This is a genomic window from Devosia chinhatensis (assembly GCF_000969445.1).
Taxonomy (GTDB): Bacteria; Pseudomonadota; Alphaproteobacteria; order Rhizobiales; family Devosiaceae; genus Devosia; species Devosia chinhatensis.
In genome coordinates this window covers 128,997-146,804 of record NZ_JZEY01000061.1, presented here as the reverse complement: position 1 = coordinate 146,804, position 17,808 = coordinate 128,997, and the positions used below count along the sequence as shown (strand labels likewise).

The 17,808-nt window shown below is 63.0% G+C and carries 22 protein-coding genes; 14 read left to right on the top strand and 8 right to left on the bottom strand.

Translation table 11 applies throughout. The features are described from left to right. Positions 1 to 12 precede the first annotated feature (12 nt). From VE26_RS11120 to uxuA, 9 genes are read left to right on the top strand one after another with little or no spacing between them, the layout of a single operon-like run. A complete protein-coding gene (locus VE26_RS11120; protein ID WP_244465684.1) occupies positions 13 to 540 on the top strand; it encodes a TRAP transporter small permease in 528 nt (175 codons plus the stop codon). Between the two features lie 6 nt (positions 541 to 546). Continuing rightward, positions 547 to 1,827, top strand: a complete 1,281-nt coding sequence (locus tag VE26_RS11115) for a TRAP transporter large permease (RefSeq protein WP_046105361.1) — start codon at positions 547 to 549, stop codon at positions 1,825 to 1,827. Positions 1,828 to 1,831: 4 nt separating this feature from the next. Further along, entirely contained in the window at positions 1,832 to 2,575 is a 744-nt protein-coding gene (locus tag VE26_RS11110) for a FadR/GntR family transcriptional regulator (protein WP_046105360.1), read from the top strand. 9 nt (positions 2,576 to 2,584) lie between these two features. Further along, positions 2,585 to 3,415, top strand: a complete 831-nt coding sequence (kduI, locus tag VE26_RS11105) for a 5-dehydro-4-deoxy-D-glucuronate isomerase (protein ID WP_046105359.1) — start codon at positions 2,585 to 2,587, stop codon at positions 3,413 to 3,415. Beyond that, positions 3,415 to 4,176, top strand: a complete 762-nt coding sequence (kduD, locus tag VE26_RS11100) for a 2-dehydro-3-deoxy-D-gluconate 5-dehydrogenase KduD (protein ID WP_046105358.1) — start codon at positions 3,415 to 3,417, stop codon at positions 4,174 to 4,176. The genes kduI and kduD overlap by 1 nt, the downstream gene beginning before the upstream one ends. Before the next feature lie 3 nt (positions 4,177 to 4,179). Next, entirely contained in the window at positions 4,180 to 4,515 is a 336-nt protein-coding gene (locus tag VE26_RS11095) for a cupin domain-containing protein (RefSeq protein WP_046106254.1), read from the top strand. A gap of 58 nt (positions 4,516 to 4,573) precedes the next feature. Next, the gene (locus VE26_RS11090; protein ID WP_046105357.1) at positions 4,574 to 5,191 is read left to right on the top strand and encodes a trimeric intracellular cation channel family protein; all 618 of its coding nucleotides are present in this window, start codon (positions 4,574 to 4,576) and stop codon (positions 5,189 to 5,191) included. After that, on the top strand, positions 5,188 to 5,535 hold the full coding sequence (locus tag VE26_RS11085; protein ID WP_046105356.1) for a DUF4326 domain-containing protein: 348 nt from the start codon (positions 5,188 to 5,190) through the stop codon (positions 5,533 to 5,535). Before VE26_RS11090 ends, VE26_RS11085 begins: the two co-directional genes overlap by 4 nt. A 58-nt stretch (positions 5,536 to 5,593) precedes the next feature. After that, a complete protein-coding gene (gene uxuA, locus VE26_RS11080) occupies positions 5,594 to 6,814 on the top strand; it encodes a mannonate dehydratase (RefSeq protein ID WP_046105355.1) in 1,221 nt (406 codons plus the stop codon). A 642-nt stretch (positions 6,815 to 7,456) separates the two neighbouring features. On the opposite strand, the gene VE26_RS11075 is transcribed toward uxuA, so the two are convergent. From VE26_RS11075 to VE26_RS11055, 5 genes are all read right to left on the bottom strand, one after another. Next, a complete protein-coding gene (locus VE26_RS11075; RefSeq protein WP_046105354.1) occupies positions 7,457 to 8,596 on the bottom strand; it encodes a succinylglutamate desuccinylase/aspartoacylase family protein in 1,140 nt (379 codons plus the stop codon). 111 nt (positions 8,597 to 8,707) lie between these two features. Further along, positions 8,708 to 9,442 (bottom strand): ABC transporter permease, encoded by a 735-nt coding sequence (locus VE26_RS11070; protein ID WP_046105353.1) that lies wholly within the window; start codon positions 9,440 to 9,442, stop codon positions 8,708 to 8,710. Next, positions 9,442 to 10,254: an ABC transporter permease subunit gene (locus VE26_RS11065; protein WP_046105352.1), complete on the bottom strand. Its 813-nt coding sequence runs from the start codon at positions 10,252 to 10,254 to the stop codon at positions 9,442 to 9,444. Before VE26_RS11065 ends, VE26_RS11070 begins: the two co-directional genes overlap by 1 nt. 184 nt (positions 10,255 to 10,438) lie before the next feature. After that, positions 10,439 to 11,191, bottom strand: a complete 753-nt coding sequence (locus VE26_RS11060; RefSeq protein WP_046105351.1) for a transporter substrate-binding domain-containing protein — start codon at positions 11,189 to 11,191, stop codon at positions 10,439 to 10,441. Positions 11,192 to 11,255: 64 nt separating this feature from the next. Next, a complete protein-coding gene (locus tag VE26_RS11055) occupies positions 11,256 to 12,053 on the bottom strand; it encodes an ABC transporter ATP-binding protein (protein ID WP_046106253.1) in 798 nt (265 codons plus the stop codon). Between the two features lie 149 nt (positions 12,054 to 12,202). Between VE26_RS11055 and VE26_RS11050 the strand changes: the two genes are divergently transcribed. After that, positions 12,203 to 12,994 (top strand): YdcF family protein, encoded by a 792-nt coding sequence (locus VE26_RS11050; protein WP_046105350.1) that lies wholly within the window; start codon positions 12,203 to 12,205, stop codon positions 12,992 to 12,994. A 55-nt stretch (positions 12,995 to 13,049) separates the two neighbouring features. Here VE26_RS11050 and VE26_RS17485 read toward each other — a convergent pair whose 3' ends face one another. Beyond that, the gene (locus tag VE26_RS17485; RefSeq protein ID WP_046106252.1) at positions 13,050 to 13,214 is read right to left on the bottom strand and encodes a DUF1328 domain-containing protein; all 165 of its coding nucleotides are present in this window, start codon (positions 13,212 to 13,214) and stop codon (positions 13,050 to 13,052) included. Positions 13,215 to 13,330: 116 nt separating this feature from the next. Beyond that, on the bottom strand, positions 13,331 to 14,125 hold the full coding sequence (locus tag VE26_RS11040; RefSeq protein WP_046105349.1) for a response regulator: 795 nt from the start codon (positions 14,123 to 14,125) through the stop codon (positions 13,331 to 13,333). Positions 14,126 to 14,292: 167 nt separating this feature from the next. On the opposite strand from VE26_RS11040, the gene VE26_RS18720 reads away from it, so the two are divergent. Both VE26_RS18720 and VE26_RS11030 read left to right on the top strand, forming a co-directional pair. Continuing rightward, the gene (locus VE26_RS18720) at positions 14,293 to 14,496 is read left to right on the top strand and encodes a NepR family anti-sigma factor (protein ID WP_425283858.1); all 204 of its coding nucleotides are present in this window, start codon (positions 14,293 to 14,295) and stop codon (positions 14,494 to 14,496) included. A gap of 4 nt (positions 14,497 to 14,500) precedes the next feature. After that, positions 14,501 to 15,055: an RNA polymerase sigma factor gene (locus VE26_RS11030; protein WP_046105347.1), complete on the top strand. Its 555-nt coding sequence runs from the start codon at positions 14,501 to 14,503 to the stop codon at positions 15,053 to 15,055. On the opposite strand, the gene VE26_RS11025 is transcribed toward VE26_RS11030, so the two are convergent. Then, complete coding sequence (locus VE26_RS11025) at positions 15,049 to 15,420, bottom strand: response regulator (protein ID WP_046105346.1); 372 nt, start codon at positions 15,418 to 15,420, stop codon at positions 15,049 to 15,051. The two genes, VE26_RS11030 and VE26_RS11025, sit on opposite strands and share 7 nt — an antisense overlap. A 129-nt stretch (positions 15,421 to 15,549) precedes the next feature. Here VE26_RS11025 and VE26_RS11020 point away from each other — a divergent pair, with 129 nt between their 5' ends. After that, entirely contained in the window at positions 15,550 to 16,299 is a 750-nt protein-coding gene (locus VE26_RS11020; RefSeq protein WP_046105345.1) for a Crp/Fnr family transcriptional regulator, read from the top strand. A 152-nt stretch (positions 16,300 to 16,451) separates the two neighbouring features. Next, the gene (locus VE26_RS11015; protein WP_160297839.1) at positions 16,452 to 17,807 is read left to right on the top strand and encodes a sensor histidine kinase; all 1,356 of its coding nucleotides are present in this window, start codon (positions 16,452 to 16,454) and stop codon (positions 17,805 to 17,807) included. Position 17,808: the final 1 nt, after the last annotated feature.

Sequence of the window (17,808 nt, the reverse complement as noted above, 5' to 3'; positions counted from 1 at the left end):
GAGGATTTGGCCGTGAAGTCTTGGCTTTTGTCGTTCAGCGCCATGCTGCGTGCGGTGTCAACGCTGGTGCTCTGGTTGGCTGGACTGGGGCTGGTGACGATGACCATCATCGTCGCCTACCAGGTGTTCATGCGCTTTGTGATGAACAATTCCCCGTCCTGGACGGAAGGGGCGGCCATCATGCTGATGAGCTGGTTCATTTTCCTGGGGGCGGCCGTGGGTGTGCGGGAGAAATTCCATATGGGTTTCGACGTCCTGCTCTATGCATTGCCACCCAGCGCGAAGCCCTGGCTGCGTGGCTTCAGCGACATGGCCATCTTCGCCTTTGCGTTCGGCATGGTCTGGTATGGCGGTGAGCTTGCCCTGCGCGGCTGGAGCGTGCGCATACCGGTTCTGGGCCTGCCACAGACCTTCACCTATCTGCCCATCGTCGTCTCCGGCGCCCTTATGTGCCTGTTCGCGACCGAACGCTTCCTGTTGCGGCTGGCCGGCGAGCGGGTCGACGACGATGCGCTTGAACCTTCCGTTTCCGAGGCCTGACCCATCATGGAATATTGGCTCCTCTTCGGTGTTTTCGGCTTGCTGATGGTGGTGGGTACGCCCATCGCCTTCTCGCTGGGCATCGCCAGCTTTGCGACCATCGTCTATCTCGGGCGACCGCCCATCGTCGTGTTTCAGCAGCTCAATTCCGGTGTTTCGGCCTTTACGCTCCTGGCCATTCCCTTCTTCATCTTCGCCGGTGACCTGATGATGCGGGGCGGCATTGCCGCCAGGATCATTGCCTTTGCCGGCTCGGTGATCGGCCATGTGCGCGGCGGGCTGGGCCAGGTCAACGTGCTGGCCTCCACCCTTTTCGGCGGCATTTCCGGCTCGGCCGTGGCCGAAGCCGCCGCCGTGGGCGGCATCATGATCCCGCAGATGAAGGCGCGCGGCTATGGCGCCGATTATGCGGTAAACGTCACGTCCATGGCCGCGCTCATCGCCCTTCTGCTTCCTCCCAGCCATAACATGATCATCTATTCGCTCTCCGGGGGCGGGCGCATTTCCATTGCCGACCTGTTCACCGCGGGCGTCATTCCGGGCCTCCTGCTGGCCGTGTCGCTGATGATCACAGCCTATATCGTGGCGCGGCACCGGGGATATCCGACCGAGCCTTTCCCCGGCTTTGCCCGCGCCTTCCAGTATTTCCTGGTCTCCATCCCCGGGCTCCTGCTGATCGCGATTATTTTCGGCGGCGTGCGCTCGGGCGTGTTCACGGCCACGGAAAGCTCCTGCATCGCCGTGCTCTACGCCTTCCTCGTGACGCTCGTTGTCTATCGCAGCATGACCTGGTCGGACTTCGTCCATTGCGTCACGGGGGCGGTCCGCACCACGGCAATGGTCCTGTTCATCATCGGCGCAGCCGCGTCGTTCGGCTGGCTCATGGCCTATCTGCGCGTGGCCCCCATCCTGACCGAGGCCGTGGCGCAGCTGACCAGCGATCCGCTGATGGTATTGCTGCTGATCAACGTGCTGCTGCTGCTCCTCGGCACCTTCATGGACATGGGGCCGCTGATCATCATCACCACGCCGATCTTCTTGCCCATGGTGCAGCGGTTCGGCGTCGATCCTGTGCATTTCGGGGTGATCATGATCCTCAATCTGGGTATCGGACTCAACACGCCGCCCCTGGGGCCGGTGCAGTTCGTCGCCGCCGCGGTGGGCAAGATCTCGATCTGGACGGCAATGCGCAGCGTTTGGCCGTTCTATCTTGCCGGACTGATTGTGCTGGGTCTGGTGACCTATATCCCGGCGCTATCGCTCTGGCTTCCCAGCCTCTTCCGGTGATGCCATGTCCCTGATCCAAGCCACGCCGCCACCAGCCCGGAGGCCCAAACTTGCCGACATGGTGGTCGACACCCTGCGCAAGCAGATCGGTGGCGGCGAAATCGGGCCGGGCGATAAATTGCCGACCGAGAGCCAGCTCTCGACCCATTTCGGGGTGAGCCGCACCGTGGTGCGCGAAGCCATTGCGGCGCTCGCCGCCGATGGCATGGTGCAATCCCGACAAGGCGCGGGGGTCTTCGTCATGGCCCGGGCCACATCGCCGTTCAGCGCCATCGGGGGTGAGCGCTCCAACAAGATCTCGGTGGCGCTCAATGTGCTCGAAGTGCGCATGGGCATTGAGATCGAGGCTGCGGGGCTCGCCGCGCAACGGCGCAGTGCCAGTCAGGAAGCTGCGATCCATGAGGCCTGGAACGAGTTCGGGCGGCTGCTCGATACGGGCGGGCTCACGGGCAAGACCGACTTCGCCTTTCACCGCGCGATCGCCGCAGCCACCAACAATCCGTTTTATGTCGAGGTGCTGGATGCCTTGGGCAGCCGCACTATTCCCTGCGACGTCGCTTCGCCCTGGGGTACGGAAAGCGTGCTGACCTACGAGTACCAGGCGGGATTGCACGAGGAACACAAACGCATCCTCGCCGCCATTTCCACCGCCGACGAAACACGAGCCCGCGAGGCGATGCGCGATCACCTGTCGCGCAGCCAGACCCGTTATCGCGACCGCCTCGCCGAACAGAGCCGAAACCCTTAGGACCTGCCCATGACAACCCAATTCGATATCCGCTTCGCCATCGATCCCAACAGTGCCGCAATGATGGGGACCGGGGAATTGCGGGAGAACTTCCTCATCGACGACCTCTTCGTCGAAGGACAGGTGCGCTGGACCTATAGCCATTACGACCGGATGGCGGTTGGCGGCGCCGTGCCGGGCCAAGATGGGCTGGCGCTAGAGGCCATCAAGCCGACGGGGACGGTCACGTTCCTCGAGCGCCGCGAACTGATCGCCGTCAATATCGGGGCGGCAGGCACGATCAGCGTCGATGGCGTGGACCATGCGGTGGGGTCCAGGGACATGCTCTATATCGGCATGGGGTCGCAGGACGTGCGCTTCTCCGGCGCCGGGGCGAAGTATTATCTGCTCAGCGCGCCGGCGCATGCGCGGCACCCGACGACGCTGTTGCAGCAGAGCGGCGCCAAGCGGCTCGACCTGGGCAGCAATGCGACTGCCAATGAGCGTTCGATCTTTCAGTATGTGAATGCCGACAGCGTCAAGACCTGCCAGCTGGTGGTGGGGCTCACCCAGTTTGCGCCCGGTTCGGTGTGGAACACCATGCCCGCCCATGTCCACGACCGGCGGATGGAGGCCTATCTCTATTTCGACCTCCAGCCCGATGCCTTTGTCATGCACCTGATGGGTGAACCCGATGAAACGCGCCATCTGATCGTGCGCAATGAACAGGCGGTTCTCTCCCCACCCTGGTCCATTCATTCGGGGGCGGGAACCGGGGCCTATACTTTCATATGGGCGATGGCCGGGGATAATGTCGACTATACCGATGTCGAGAAGGTCGGCATGGACGAGCTGCTCTGATGGACCTGTCGGCTTTCGGACTTGCCGGCAAGACGGTGCTGGTCACCGGCGCCAATACCGGCATCGGGCAGGGAATAGCGCTTTCCATCGGCCGGGCCGGTGGCAAGGTGATCGGGGTCGGCCGCTCCAGCATGGCGGATACGGCGGCGCTGATGGCGGAGCAGGGCGCCGACTTTGCGGAAGTGCGCGCCGATCTGGGCTCGACCAGGGACGCGCAGGCCATGTTCGACGCGGCCTGGGCAGAACATGGACCCATCGATGGGCTCGTCAACAATGCGGGGATCATCAAGCGCGTCGATGCGGTGGACTTCACTGAGGCCGACTGGGACGCGGTGATGGACATCAATCTCAAGACGATGTTCTTCCTCAGCCAGTCCATTGGCCGCAAGGCGCTGGCGGAAGGGCGGCAGGCGCGGATCGTCAATATTGCCTCGATGCTGAGCTTTCAGGGCGGCATCAGGGTGGCAAGCTATACCGCCTCCAAGAGCGGCGTGCTGGGGATCACCCGGCTCCTGGCCAATGAATGGGCAGCCCGGGGAATCAACGTGAATGCCGTTGCCCCGGGCTATATCGAGACCAACAACACCGAAGCGCTGCGCAGCGACCCGGATCGTTCGAGCGCGATCCTTGGACGCATTCCGGCGGGCCGCTGGGGCGTGCCGTCCGATATCGGAGACGCTGCGGTTTTCCTTCTGGCGCCGGCATCCAGGTACATGCATGGCGCCGTCATTCCGGTCGATGGCGGCTGGCTTGCGAGGTAGATGATGAGTGACCAGAAATTCTTTGCCCAACCCGATGAGACCGCATGGACCGAGCTGGCACCCGGCAATACGCGCCGGGTGCTGATCCACACGCCCGAATTGATGCAGGTGGAATTCGGCTTCGAGAAGGGGGCGGTGGGGGCGCTGCACAGCCATCCGCATGTCCAGGTGAGCTATGTCGCCGAAGGCCGTTTCGAGGTGACCATCGACGGGGTGACCGAAGTGGTGGGGCAAGGGGGCAGCTTCATCGTGCCGTCCGGGCTGGTTCATGGTGTGGTGGCGCTCGAAAGGGGGCGGCTTATCGACGTCTTCACGCCGCATCGCGCCGACTTTCTCTAGGCTGGCGCCGCGTGCTCCGGTTCGTGCTAGGAAGACGAGCCGGACCCGGGGACGCATCATGCTGCTCATCGCCTTCTACATTGCCATTACCGCCGAAGCGATGACCGCTGCACTGGCGGCGGGACGGCGCAACATGGACTGGTTCGGGGTCTGCCTGATCGCCTGCGTCACGGCGCTGGGCGGAGGAACGCTGCGCGATATCCTGCTCGATCATTACCCGCTGGTCTGGGTCGAAAATCCCTATGTCCTGCTTCTGGTCTGCGGCGCGGCGCTGCTGACCATTCCGCTGGCGCGGCTGGTGGATCGGCTCAAATGGCCCTTTCTGTTGCTCGATGCACTGGGCCTCGTGGTCTTTACGGTAATCGGCTGCAATATCGGCATCGAGGCGGGCGTGCATCCGATCATCGTCATCGTCGCCGGAATGGTCACGGGGACGGCGGGCGGCATCTTACGCGACGTATTGTGCAACGACATTCCGCTGATCTTCCAGGGCGAGCTCTATGCCACCGTGTCGATGATCACCGGTATCATCTATTTTGCGGGGCTCGGCGCAGGCGTGCCGATCGACCTGATGGTTATTGCATCCATCATCATCGGATTTGGCCTGCGCTCGCTGGCGCTGGTGCTGAAGTGGGAAATGCCCAAATTCGTCTATGACCGGGACATGCGCAAATGAGACCGGCCCGCATCGTGCTGTCGCGTCGGGCCGGGTTCGACCTGCAAGCGAGCTCGAGGGCGCTGAACGGGCTGCCGGCGCAATCGGTGGCGCGGCCCGGGCCATGGGGCAATCCGTTTTCGATAGACGGGGTGATGGCCGAAACGGGGCTGGCGCGGGACGCCGCGCAGGCCGAGGCTGTGGCGCGTCACAGGTTGTGGATCGAGGGTCGGCTGGACGCCGGGCGCCCGGCACCGCCACTGGCCGACATCCGCGCGCGACTGGGGGGCAAGAACCTTGCCTGCTGGTGCCGTGCGGGGACGCCATGCCATGTCGACACCCTGATCGCTTTTGCCAACGATTAGGCTTTTGAGACTCCGCCGGATGTGGCATTGAGCTTCCATACAAGGACGGAGTTTTGACGTGCGACAGACATGGCGTTGGTTCGGCCCCAAGGACCTCACCAGCATCGACGATATCACTCAGGCCGGCGCCGCCGGCATTGTGAGCGCCCTGCACCATGTGCCCAATGGCGTGGTCTGGACGCCCGAGGAGATCGCCAAACGCCATCGCGAGATCGGCACCCGCAAGGACGGTACGGCTTCGGGGCTGACCTGGGACGTGGTGGAGAGCCTGCCCGTCAGCGAGGACGTCAAGAAGCAGAAGGGCGACTGGCGAACCCATATCGCCAATTACAAGGTGTCGATGCAGCATCTGGCGGATTCGGGCATCGAGACGATCTGCTACAATTTCATGCCGGTGCTGGACTGGACACGCACCGACCTGCGCTGGACGGTGGCGCATGGCGGCTCGTGCATGCGGTTCGACATCAATGATTTTGCCGCCTTCGACATCCATATCCTGCAGCGGCCCGGCGCGGCCGCCGACTTCACCAATGCCATTGCGGACGAAGCGGGACGACGCTTCGAGGCGATGAGCGAGGATGACAAGAAGCAACTGGCGCGCAATGTGACCATGGGCCTGCCGGGCTCGACCGAGTCCATGACGCTGACCGACGTGCAGGCCCACCTGGACGAATATGGCGCGATCAGCGCTGACCAATTGCGCAAGCACTTCATCGATTTTCTCGAGGAAGTGGTGCCGGTGGCCGAGGATCTGGGGCTGCGACTCTGCTGTCACCCGGACGATCCCCCGTTTGCGCTGCTCGGGCTGCCGCGCATCATGTCGACGGAAGCCGATTATCGAACCATTCTGGATGCCGTGGACAGTCCTGCCAATGGCATGACGTTCTGCACCGGTTCGCTGGGTGCACGGCCCGACAATGACCTGCCGGGGATCGTCGAGCGGTTCGGGCCCAAGATCCACTTTCTGCATCTGCGCAACGTCAAGCGCGACAATGACGACATTGCCGGCTCGTTCTACGAAGCCGAGCACCTGGGCGGGGATACCGACATGGTGGCGGTGATCGCTGCCGTGATCCGCGAGGAACGCCGCCGCAAGGCGGAGGGACGCAAGGATTGGGAAATCCCGATGCGGCCGGACCATGGCCAGGACATTCTCGATGATCTCGGTCGTCGCTCGCAGCCAGGCTATCCGACCATTGGGCGCATGAAGGGCCTTGCCGAATTGCGGGGCGTGATGACGGCGCTGGAACATGCCGAGTGGGGACTGGCCGGGCGCTGACGCCACCGTGACGTGCTGCAGCGCCGGACGGCCATGAGCCTCCGGGTTGCGATGGAAGAGACCGCCATTCGAGCATAGCTCTCAATGGCCTTCTCGGCTAAAATCCTTCCACCGGAAGGATTTAGCGTGCCGCCGCATCGAAGGGCTGCGGCATGGGGCGAGGTTCGCCTCGGTGCCGGTCGTCCGGCAAAAATAGAAGGTGAGGAAAACCTCGCCCCATGCACCGGAGACTCGTTGCTGCGCGCTGGACGGGCGGCACTGCGTCCGCGTTCCACCCTGCCGGACTGCTTCGTCTTCGCCCTGCTGGCGACGTGGCAGCTGCCGCTCCGGTGCAGCCGGAACGGCCCGGCAAGGTCCCCCGGAATAGCATCAGGGGGCCTGCCATACGCGCGAACGGAAGATGGGCGACCCCATCTCCATCCGGTCCCCCGCACCGATTGTTCGTCGCGACCGCGCAGCCTGTGCCGAGGTAAGGCCAGTGTGCCCGAGCCTTCAGGGGGCGGGGATAAGTCTTTTGATGACGTCACACTCGGCCATCGGGGGCCTCGTACCCTCTCCCAGCCTCCCCCTTCAGGGGGCGGGGCAGCCGGTGCCGTATTGACCACCCGGGATGGGGTGGCACCGGTGCTTTTTAGCCGGCCATTAATCTTCCAGCAGGTAGCCGCCAGCGCGTGTGGGCAGGATTTGGGTGCCGACGATCTTTGCAACGGATGAACCCGTCACGGCATATTTGGCGCTGGCGCGGGAGAGGATGAAGCCATCGGTGCCGGCACGGAGGGGCGTGCGGGCGAGGAAGGCTTCGGGGCCGTCCATGGCGATGATGTCGGCAACGACGTCGCCCTTGCGCACCCTATCGCCGAGTCCGACGCGATAGGCGAGGAGGCCGGGGCGGTCGGCGCGGAGGACTTCGGTTGCCTCGAAGGGCGTGGCGGCAGGCATGGGCTGTGCTGGGGGAGGGGTAGCGGCGATGAGACTGCGGCCGGCGAAGAAGTTGAACAGGCGCTCTGCGTCCTTGATGCCGGTTTCGTCATGGACATCGGCCTGGCCGCGATATTCGAGTGTGGCGGTTTCGGCACCCATGGGAATGGGGTGATCCGGATGGGCGCGCTGGGCCTTGCGATAGAGGGCGGGCAAGACTTCGTCGAAGGAGCCGCCGCCGCTGTCCTCGGCGGTGAGGGTTGCGGCCGAGCCCATGCGATCGGCCAGATCCTGCAGGCCCGGCATCAACTCGGGCGAGGTGAAGATGTGGACGAGGCTCTCGTCATCGCAGTGCAGGTCGAGCACGATATCGGCGTCGTGGGCGGATTTCAGAACGGCCAGGCGCAACTTCTGGGCAGCTGTGGCGGGCTGCTGGCTCTCAAGCCAGGTGCCGACGGCGGTGCGGATCAGGGCAATATTAGTCTTCGCGTCGGCGGTCAGCTTACCGGCTATGGCTTCGGCGATCTGCGGGTAGAGATCGGGCCAGCGGCGGTTGAAATTTCCCCCAGTCTCGAGATCGTAGCGGCCGATATGGCGGCGCAGGACGCGGGTGGCGAGGCCCAGCGGATTAACCGAGGGGAAGACAATGAAGCGGGCGGAGAGTTTGCCGGCCGCATCGGCCTCGCGCAGCATGGGGAGAAGGTGATGCAGCACCATGGTGCCCGGCTGCTCGTCGGCATGGAGCGCGGCCTGGAGATGAACCTTGGTACCGGCCGTGTCGGGACCGATTTCGTACCAGTGGAGCGTGGTTGACTGGCCGGGAGCATCGCCGGGCAGGGTCAGGGTATGCTGCTGAAAGGTCATGGAAGTTGCACCTGCAAGGGCGACGTGAGGGCGGAACAGTTATAGCGGGCGATTGATCGGCGTAGGTCCCCTCGCCCAGAAGGGCTAAGGGGAGGGCGGTGGCCCCCGGGTTCAGCGAAACCATTTTGGGGCGTAGCGCAGGCGCGGAGGCACGGGCAGGTGGCGCATCAGCCGCTTATGAACAAGGCCGAAGAGGAAGAAGATGACCAGCGAAACGCCGAGGAAATAGAGCGCGGCAACGGGGAAATGCAGGAAGGCATTGAAGTCGCGCTCGAAAAGGTTCTTGGCGGTGCTCATCAGGTCGCGCTGGGCGCCTACTACCGGCAGGGCGAAATAGACGATGGCCGTGGCGTGGAACAGAAACACCACTTCATTGGTATAGGCCGGCCAGGCGAGGCGAATAAGATTTGGCCAGACGACCCGGCGGAATTGCTGGGACCGGCTCATGCCATAGGCGCGAGCAGCCTCGATGGCGCCGCGCGGCACGGCACGCAGGGCGCCGTAGAAAATTTCGGCCGTGTAGGCGGCGGTGTTGAGGACCAGGACCAACGGCCCCATGAAGAGCGGGTGAAGCACGAAGCCGGAAATGCCCAGCGGCCGCCAGACGCTGATATTGAGCGAGAGGGCCAGCGAATAGAACATGAAAAACTGGATGAAGAGCGGGGAGCCGCGGAAGGCGTAGATATAGCCGCGCGACAGCCGGTTGATCAGCGGGTTGGACGAGGCCTTGCCCAAGGCCAGGAAAATGGCCAGCAAGAAGCCGATGGGGATAGAGGCGGCGGCAAAGTAGATGTTGAACAGCACCGCGGGGGCCATGATGGCCAGATCGTCGAACAAGCCCTGCATCAGCCCTGCGCCTCGCTCAGAATACCGCGGCCGGCACGGCGCATGATGGCCTCGAAGGCGCGCTCGGACAGCCAGGTGACGAGAATGTAAAAAATGAAGAGCACGAGATAGTAGCGCCAGCGCCAATCATCGTGCACGAGGCCCACGGCGGGCAAATAATTGGGAGCGCCCAGTCGGTCGGCCCAGAGCACGATGTCGGCAATCTGCAGCAGCGAGAGCAAGGAGGTCGCCTTGATGATGAGCATCCAGACATTGGAGAGCCCGGGCAGGGCATAGACCCACATCTGGCGGATATGGACCCGCCAGAGCACCTGGCGGGCGCTCATGCCATAGGCGCGTGCGGCTTCGAGCTGGCCCTGGGGCACCGAGCGCATGGCGCCGTGAATGACATTGCTGGCAAAGGCGCCATAGACGAGGCCGAGCGAGACGCTGGCCAAAAGGAGGTATTCCCAGGTGCCCAGGAACCAGTTCGCTTCGCGACAGGGCGGCCAGGGGGCGGTCTGGGCGGCGATGGCCTCGGGGGAACAGACCTGGGTGGCAATGACCCATTCGACGGCCTGCTCGAAGGCGAGCGGGAAGAACAGGAAGAACAGCACATCCGGCACGCCCCGCACGATGGCCGAATAGAACGTGCCGATGAGACGCAGGGGCAGGAAGCGCGAATTCTTCAGTGTGGCGCCGGTCAGCCCAAAGACGACAGCCAGCGCGCCACCCATGAGGGCCGCGAAGATCGTGAACTGAAAGCTGGCATACCAGGTCAGGTGCTTCCCATTGGTAAGGTAGCCGACCCAGAAGGCGATGTCGTCGAGCATGGCGTCTCGTATCTTGAGGCTGCGTGCCCTCCCTCAAGGGGAGCGTTCACTTCGGTCTACCACCGGGCATTCCGGCAAAAGGCGGGAACCCCTGTTCAAAGAGCGGTTCCCGCGTTCACCGGGATGGCACTGCGCAGAAACGCGTCCGCGCAGTGCGATTGCCCCTTAGGGCGCGACGGGCCGATTACTCGCTGAAGAAGGGGCCCTGGCCTTCGAACCACTGGGCGATCAGGGCGTCGACGGTGCCGTCGGCCTTGAGCGCGGTGATCGCGTCGTCGATCTTGGTCTTGAGCTCGGCTTCGTCCTTGCGCAGGCCGGCGCCGACGCCGCCGCCGATCAGGATTTCCTCGCCAACGAACTCGATGGCGCCACCGGCTGCGGTAACGATGGGCTCAAGATAGGCGCCATCGGCCAGGATGGTATCGACATTGCCGGCCATCAGATCGGCCATGTTCTGGTCGGCGGTGGCAAAGGAGACGATGGTGTTGCCATCGGCCAGGTTTTCTTCGGCATAGGCGGCCTGGATGGTGCCGCTCTGAACGCCGATGCGGGCGCCGGACAGGGCTGCGAAGTCAAACTCGGATCCCGGAGCGGCAACGAACTTGGACGGATCGGGCGGGAAATAATTCTGGGTGAAGTCGATGGTGGCGAGGCGTTCCTCGGTGATCGACATGCCGGCCATGATCAGGTCGTAATTGCCGGCGAGCAGGTTCGGGATGATCGAATCCCAGTCGTTGAGTATCCATTCGCAGGTGAGGCCGGCCTTTTCGCAGATGGCATTGCCCAGATCGATCTCGAAGCCGGCCGGTTCGCCGCTGTCGTTGAGGAAGTTCCAGGGGGCATAGGCGCCTTCGGTGGCGATGCGGACCGTTTCCTGGGCATAGGAGGGGGTCGCGAGCGCCAGGAGGGCGGCGGCTGCCAGCATAGTCTTCTTCATGGTGTTTCTCCGTTCGGTTGATCGTGTGTCGGTGCGCCCGGGATTCCGGGTCGATTGCTGTCGCTCAGTCATGGCTGGCGGCATTGAGAAACTGCTTGAGGCGGGCTGAGCGGGTGGCGCCGAACACCTCATCGGGGCTGCCTTCTTCCTCGATCAGGCCCTGATGCAGGAAAATGACCCGATCGGACACCGAGCGGGCAAATTCCATGTCATGGGTCACCAGGATCATGGTGCGGCCTTCATCGGCGAGCAGCTTGATGACGCGCAGCACTTCCACTTCAAGCTCCGGATCGAGCGCGGAAGTGGGCTCGTCGAACAGCATGACGCGCGGATTGATGCAAAGGGCGCGGGCAATGGCGGCGCGCTGCTGCTGGCCGCCCGACAATTGCGCCGGGTAGGCGTCGGCCTTGGCGCCGATGCCCACCTTGTCGAGCATGGCGCGGGCCTCGGCCTCGACCTCGCTGCGCTGCCGCTTCTGCACGATGAGGGGGGCTTCCATGACGTTTTCGAGCACGGTCATATGGGCCCAGAGATTGAAGGACTGGAACACCATGCCCAGCTCGGACCGGATGCGGCGGATCTGGTTTTCGTCGCCGATCTGGCGATGCGGGCCGCTGCCCTTGAGCGCTATGGCCTCGCCGTCGATCAGGACGTCGCCCTGATCGGGAATTTCGAGCATGTTGATGCAGCGCAGAAGCGTCGACTTGCCGGAGCCGGACGAGCCGATGAGCGAGATGACCTGACCTTCGCGGGCCGTGAAAGAGATGCCCTTGAGGACCTCCAGCGCGCCGAAGGACTTGTGCAGATTGCGCAGTTCAACGACCAGAGATGCCCCCGCGACCGCGGGTTCAGTTTGCGTCATGCTCACCATGGACCCGGAGGCGGGCCTTCCTGACTGGCGATTGCCTTATTGTGAGGCTGGCAATCTTGACCGTTTGGTAGAAAACCAGAAGCCAGTGAGATAGCAAGCGAAAAAGCTTTCCCATCGAACCGGCCAAGAGAGAGTGCCCCATGTTTTTTGCCGCATCCAAAGTGTTCTGGCTGATGGTGCAGCCGACGAGCCTTGTTCTGCTGCTGGTTCTGGCCGGTATCGGCCTGCTTATCGGGCGACGGCGGCGACTGGCGGTGACGGTTCTGGGCCTCGGGGCTCTAGTGCAGTTTCTCGTGGGCTTCACCAGTCTGGGCTATGTGCTGATCCAGCCGCTCGAGAACCGGTTCAGCGTGCCGGCGACGCCGCCCGAGAGGGTGGGCGCCATCATCATGCTGGGCGGCGCGACCATGGCACGGCCCAGCACGGCAAGGCAGGTGAGCGAACTCAACCAGGCGGGCGACCGGCTGACCACGACGCTGTGGCTGGCGCAGACCTATCCGCAGGCACGGATCGTGCTCAGCGGCGGTGGCGGCTTCCTGATGGGGGAGACCGAGAGCGAAGCCGAGACCATGCGACGTTTCCTGCGCAGCTTCGGGGTGTCCGAGGAGCGGCTGCTGCTGGAGGGGGAATCGCGCAACACGGCGGAAAATGCGAGCTTCACCCGGGATATGCTTGAAAGTGTCGAGGGCGATATCCTGCTGGTGACGTCGGCTTTTCACATGCCGCGTTCGGTCGGCATCTATCGCGAGCAGGGGATCGACGTGATCGCCTGGCCGACCGATTATCGCAGCGCGGGGGACCAGGGGTTCGGGATCGACATCGCCAATCCCAACCAGAACCTTGAAACCGCAACAGTGGCGATCCGCGAATGGGTCGGGCTTGTCGCCTATCACTGGACGGGCCGATCGACCGCGTTATTGCCAGCGCCTTGATGCAAATAAAAACGGCGCCCGAAGGCGCCGCTTTTATATAATTCGGGGCTGAATCTTAGGTGCGGCGGAAGAAGCCGACGACCAGCGAAATGACCAGGAAGGCCAAAAAGAGGAAGAACAGAATCTGGGCGATGCCTGCCGAAGCGCCGGCAATACCGCCGAAGCCAAGAACACCTGCGATCAGCGCGATGACCAGAAAGACGAGAGCATAGTACAGCATGGGAAGCTCCATGAATTTATCTTGTCTTGTAAACGGTTGGCCCGATCCGGAGTTCCAGCGCAAAACAAAAAGGCCGGCGTGACGCCGGCCTTTGTTCGTATTGTGGTTAAGCCCGATCAGGCGGCAGCGCGGGAGCCGTCGTCGAAGAAGAGAGCCTGGCTGATCAGTGCCTTGACCATGTCCGGGTTGAACGGCTTGGTCACGAGGAAGGTCGGCTCCGGGCGCTCGCCAGTCAGGAGGCGCTCAGGGAAAGCGGTAATGAAGATCACCGGAACCGCGTGGGTATTGAGGATATCGTTGACCGCGTCGATGCCCGAGCTGCCATCGGCGAGCTGAATATCGGCAAGGATCATGCGCGGCTGGGTCTGGTTGAACAGATCCACCGCTTCCTTGTGGGTGCGGGCGATGCTCACGACCTTATGGCCGAGGCTCTCCACCATCTGCTCGATGTCCATCGCGATCAGCGGCTCATCCTCGATGATCATGATCTCGGTGGCGACCTGACGGGAAATTTCGGTAGATGCCTGGTCGAGAAGACCGGCAAATTCCTGATCGGACACCGACAGGATCTCGGCGGCCTGGGCATGTGTGAAGCCCTCGACGGCAACGAGCAGGAAAGCCTGTCGCGGACGGGGGGCGAGATTGGCGAGGTTGGCGGCGGCGCGCTGTTCCCAAACGAAGCTCGAAGCCGGCTGCGGAACGGTCACAGCGGAGGACGAGAACAGAGCCGAGAAGAGCTTATAGAGCGCGATGCGATCGCTGGACGCTTCAGGGAAGAGCGAAATATCGGCAATCAGGGTTTCGAGCGTGGCTGCCACATAGGCATCGCCCGATGTCTGCGATCCTGTGACGGCTCGGGAGAACCGGCGCAGATAGGGCAGGTGCGGAGCAATCCGCGTGGACAAAGACATAGACGCAATCTCCCAGGTGACGCTTTGTGATCTTACCTCACAGCATCCGAAAACGAACCAGGCAAAGAAAAGTTCCAAAGGTTTGGAACTTTTTCGTCTGGGGCCCATTTTGTGGTGCAGAATGCCAAGACTGATCGGTCGAATTGCATATGAAGAAGGAAAATTGGGTGAGCCAGGAACGTGGGCGAACGCGGCCGGGGCAGGCTGACGACGGACTCGGGCCGACCTCCGATATCGGGTCGCGCCTGCGCGCGCTCTATGGAGCGGTGCAGGAAGAGGGGGTGCCGGACCAGCTTCTGGACCTGCTCGAAAAGCTGGACAGCGCCGAGAATGCCCAAAAGGGCGGTGCGAACAAGCGGGACGGGGAGTAACGGCATGGCCGCCGAAGGAACTTCCTTCAAGCGCGAGATGCTGGCAACGCTGCCAAGTCTCCGCGCCTTCGCCGTTTCCCTGACGGGTAAGCACGACAAGGCAGACGATCTTGTCCAGGACACCGTGATGAAAGCCTGGGCAAAACAGTCCAGCTTCCAGATGGGCACCAATATCAAGGCCTGGCTCTTCACCATCCTGCGCAATGAATTCTACAGCCAGATGCGCAAGCGCGGACGCGAAGTTCAGGACAGCGACGGTGTGTTCACCGAGCGCCTGTCGGTGCATCCGTCGCAATATGGCTCGATGGATCTCGAGGATTTCAAGAAGGCATTGTCGCAATTGCCGGACGATCAGCGCGAAGCGGTCATCCTGATCGGCGCTTCGGGCTTTTCCTATGAAGAGGCTGCCGCCATCTGCGAATGCGCGGTGGGGACGATGAAAAGCCGGGTGAGCCGCGCACGATCGCGACTGGGGGAATTGCTGCAGATCAGCGGCGAGGCCGATTACGGCCCAGATGCCCTTTCGGCACAGGTGACCTCAGGCAACCATTCCTATTGACCGTTTCGCTTGAGCAGGTCGATCACGGCCTGCTCGAGCGTTTCGTCCGGAACGGGTTTGACCACCATCGGTATATCCGGCAGTTCCGCCAGACCCTTTGCGGCCTGGCTGTCGGCTGTAACGCCGAGCACCAGCACCCCTGCCTCGAGGGCCGATTTCGCCAGACTAAGATTTTCCGGTCGCCGGGTTTCGAGCTCGAGGATGACCATGGCGATGGGCCCCCAATCGCGCGTGTGACGCAACGCTTCTGCGGGGCTGGTGGCAATAAGCACATCTTCTGCGCCAAGGCCGCGCAACACTGCATCCATGCTCAGCGCAATGATGATTTCCGTCTCGACAACGAGCACGGTCTTGCTGGCGAGCATGGTGGAGCCTTCGGCGAGTTGAGCCCTACCTGGACCGCATGCGCCTGATTTGTCATTTAACTTTGACATACGGAACGCGATGAGGTGACGCTGCGTTGAAGGCATGATTGGGTCGCGTTGGGGCATTTGGTGAGTCTGATCATTCCGCATACCGGCCGGCGCGTGCCGTGCGAACAGTGCCCCTTGCGTCCCCTCGAGACGTTTCGGGACTTCACCGCGCCCGAGATCAAATTCGTGTCACACTTCAAGACCGGCGAGATGATGGCCGAGCCGGGTGCCGTGATCGTGTCGGAAGGGGCTCATAGCGCGCATCTCTACACGCTCCTCTCGGGCTGGGCATTTCGCTTCAAGACGCTGCCGGATGGGCGGCGCCAGGTGCTCAATTATCTTTTGCCCGGTGACCTCGTGGGCTTGCAGGGCTCGGTTATCGGCGAAATGGATCATTCGGTTGAGGCGCTGTCCTCGGTGGTGCTCTGCGTGTTCCAGAGGGATCGGCTCGACGAATTGTTCGGGGCACATCCGGGATTGGGGTTTGACGTGACGTGGCTGGCGGCGCAGGAAGAGCGCATGCTGGACAATCATCTGCTGAGCCTGGGCCGACGCACCGCATTGGAGCGAACCGCTTATCTCTTGTCGTTCCTGCACGAGCGGGCGCTGGCACTGGAAATGGGCAAGCGCGTTCAGATCCCCATCAACCAGCAGCATGTGGCCGACACGCTCGGCCTTTCGATCGTCCATACCAACAAGACGTTGCGCAAACTGACCAATATGGAACTGATCCGCTGGCTGGGTGGCGCCTGCGAGGTGCTGGACCTCGACGGCTTGATGGACGTGGCCGGATGGGAAGGGTTGTCGCGACGCAAGCGGCCGCTGATCTGATGGTAGATGGCCTCAATCCTGCCACGGCACTTGCGCAAAGCTGAATTTTCCCCTGGGCGGACAGCGCGGCCCCTCGAACGGTGTTGGACGGAATGAGTGTGGTGGACCAAGCGGCCGAAAGCACATCCGATCGACCGGCGAGGCGTCCCGGCTTGCGGCGCGTTGCCATATGGGTTTCGCTGGCGCTGGTCTGCCTGGCGGCGCTGGGCTCGTTGCTGCAGATGCGCTTTATCGAGCAACAGATTGCCGACATCACCCAGTCGCATGCGCTTAGAACGAGTGCGCGCGAACTCTCCCATGCGGTGAGCCAGGCCGAAGCCAATCAGCGGGGCTTCCTGCTCACGGGGAATGCGCAATTCCTCGAGCTCTACAACACGGCTCGGCTGACGGTGAACCAGCGGGTCGAGGGCCTGAGCATGCTCAGCCAGAACGAGCCGGAGCAGGGCGCGCCCATGCGGATTATCGTCGAGGACATCGGCGCCAAGATGAGCGAAATGGCCCGGGCGGTCACAGCTGCCGAAGAGGCCAATGCCGGGCCCGGCCCATGGCAGGCCGAGACTATCCTTGCAGCGCCGATGATGGGCGAGGTCAGCCAGACGCTCGAGCGCTTCATTGCCGAAGAGGACGCCAAGCTCGTCGCGCGCAATGCGGCCATCGACGGGGGACGCAAGGCGCTGGTGGCTGCGCTGATCTTTGCGCTGGGCGCCTCGGTCACGCTTGCCTGGGCGCTGATGTCGCGTTCGCAGCGACAGATCAGCGTGCTGGCGAAAAACCAGATGGGGCTGAGAACGCAGAACGAGGCGCTCGAAGTGCAGGTGGCCGACCGCATCCGCGATCTGGAGGAGGCCCGGGCCAACGCGGAGCGCGAGCAATTGCGGGTGGAGGCGCTGTTGCAGGACACCAATCACCGGGTCGGCAATTCGCTGACCACGGTGTCTTCGCTGCTGGCGCTGCAGGCCATGCGCAGCCCGTCGCAGGATGTTCAGGACGCGCTGGAGGCAGCGCGATTGCGTATTCATGCCATTGCCTCGGCGCATCGCCGGCTGCGGCTGACAGACGATCTCGAAACCGCCAGTGCACAGGATTTCCTGGGCAATGTCATCGAGGACCTTGCCACCACCCAGCCGGACAACAAGCGCCTGACGCTGCACAGCGAGATCGAGCCGATCAATGTCAGCGCGCGGGACGCCACGACGCTGGGCATCCTGGTGGGCGAATTGGTCACCAATGCCATCAAGCACGGGTTTCCCGACCGGCGGGCCGGCACGATCTCGGTTCGCCTGTTTCGCGCCGAGAACGGCATTCCACACCTAAGAGTGCGTGATGACGGGGTTGGGCTCGGGCAGGACCCGTCCGGTGAGGGCGGCCTCGGCTCGGTCATCGTGCGGCAATTGGCGAGCCAGTTCGGTGGCGAGCCTCATTACGACACGTCGTTGTCGGGCGGTGTCGAGGTCAATATTTCCCTGCCAGGCCTGATGCAGACCTCGCACCCTTCGCTGGAGCCGTGAC

Bases quoted from the DNA above. Each gene is read 5' to 3' on its own strand.
- VE26_RS11085 (WP_046105356.1), top strand. From the start codon at position 5,188: ATGAGACCGGCCCGCATCGTGCTGTCGCGTCGGGCCGGGTTCGACCTG.
- VE26_RS11090 (WP_046105357.1), top strand. From the start codon at position 4,574: ATGCTGCTCATCGCCTTCTACATTGCCATTACCGCCGAAGCGATGACC.
- VE26_RS17485 (WP_046106252.1), bottom strand. From the start codon at position 13,214: ATGCTGTACTATGCTCTCGTCTTTCTGGTCATCGCGCTGATCGCAGGT.
- kduI (WP_046105359.1), top strand. From the start codon at position 2,585: ATGACAACCCAATTCGATATCCGCTTCGCCATCGATCCCAACAGTGCC.
- VE26_RS11095 (WP_046106254.1), top strand. From the start codon at position 4,180: ATGAGTGACCAGAAATTCTTTGCCCAACCCGATGAGACCGCATGGACC.
- VE26_RS11055 (WP_046106253.1), bottom strand. From the start codon at position 12,053: ATGACGCAAACTGAACCCGCGGTCGCGGGGGCATCTCTGGTCGTTGAA.
- VE26_RS11115 (WP_046105361.1), top strand. From the start codon at position 547: ATGGAATATTGGCTCCTCTTCGGTGTTTTCGGCTTGCTGATGGTGGTG.
- VE26_RS11025 (WP_046105346.1), bottom strand. From the start codon at position 15,420: ATGCTCGCCAGCAAGACCGTGCTCGTTGTCGAGACGGAAATCATCATT.
- VE26_RS11060 (WP_046105351.1), bottom strand. From the start codon at position 11,191: ATGAAGAAGACTATGCTGGCAGCCGCCGCCCTCCTGGCGCTCGCGACC.
- VE26_RS11050 (WP_046105350.1), top strand. From the start codon at position 12,203: ATGTTTTTTGCCGCATCCAAAGTGTTCTGGCTGATGGTGCAGCCGACG.
- VE26_RS11070 (WP_046105353.1), bottom strand. From the start codon at position 9,442: ATGCAGGGCTTGTTCGACGATCTGGCCATCATGGCCCCCGCGGTGCTG.
- VE26_RS11065 (WP_046105352.1), bottom strand. From the start codon at position 10,254: ATGCTCGACGACATCGCCTTCTGGGTCGGCTACCTTACCAATGGGAAG.
- kduD (WP_046105358.1), top strand. From the start codon at position 3,415: ATGGACCTGTCGGCTTTCGGACTTGCCGGCAAGACGGTGCTGGTCACC.
- VE26_RS11075 (WP_046105354.1), bottom strand. From the start codon at position 8,596: ATGACCTTTCAGCAGCATACCCTGACCCTGCCCGGCGATGCTCCCGGC.
- VE26_RS11040 (WP_046105349.1), bottom strand. From the start codon at position 14,125: ATGTCTTTGTCCACGCGGATTGCTCCGCACCTGCCCTATCTGCGCCGG.
- VE26_RS11030 (WP_046105347.1), top strand. From the start codon at position 14,501: ATGGCCGCCGAAGGAACTTCCTTCAAGCGCGAGATGCTGGCAACGCTG.
- VE26_RS11110 (WP_046105360.1), top strand. From the start codon at position 1,832: ATGTCCCTGATCCAAGCCACGCCGCCACCAGCCCGGAGGCCCAAACTT.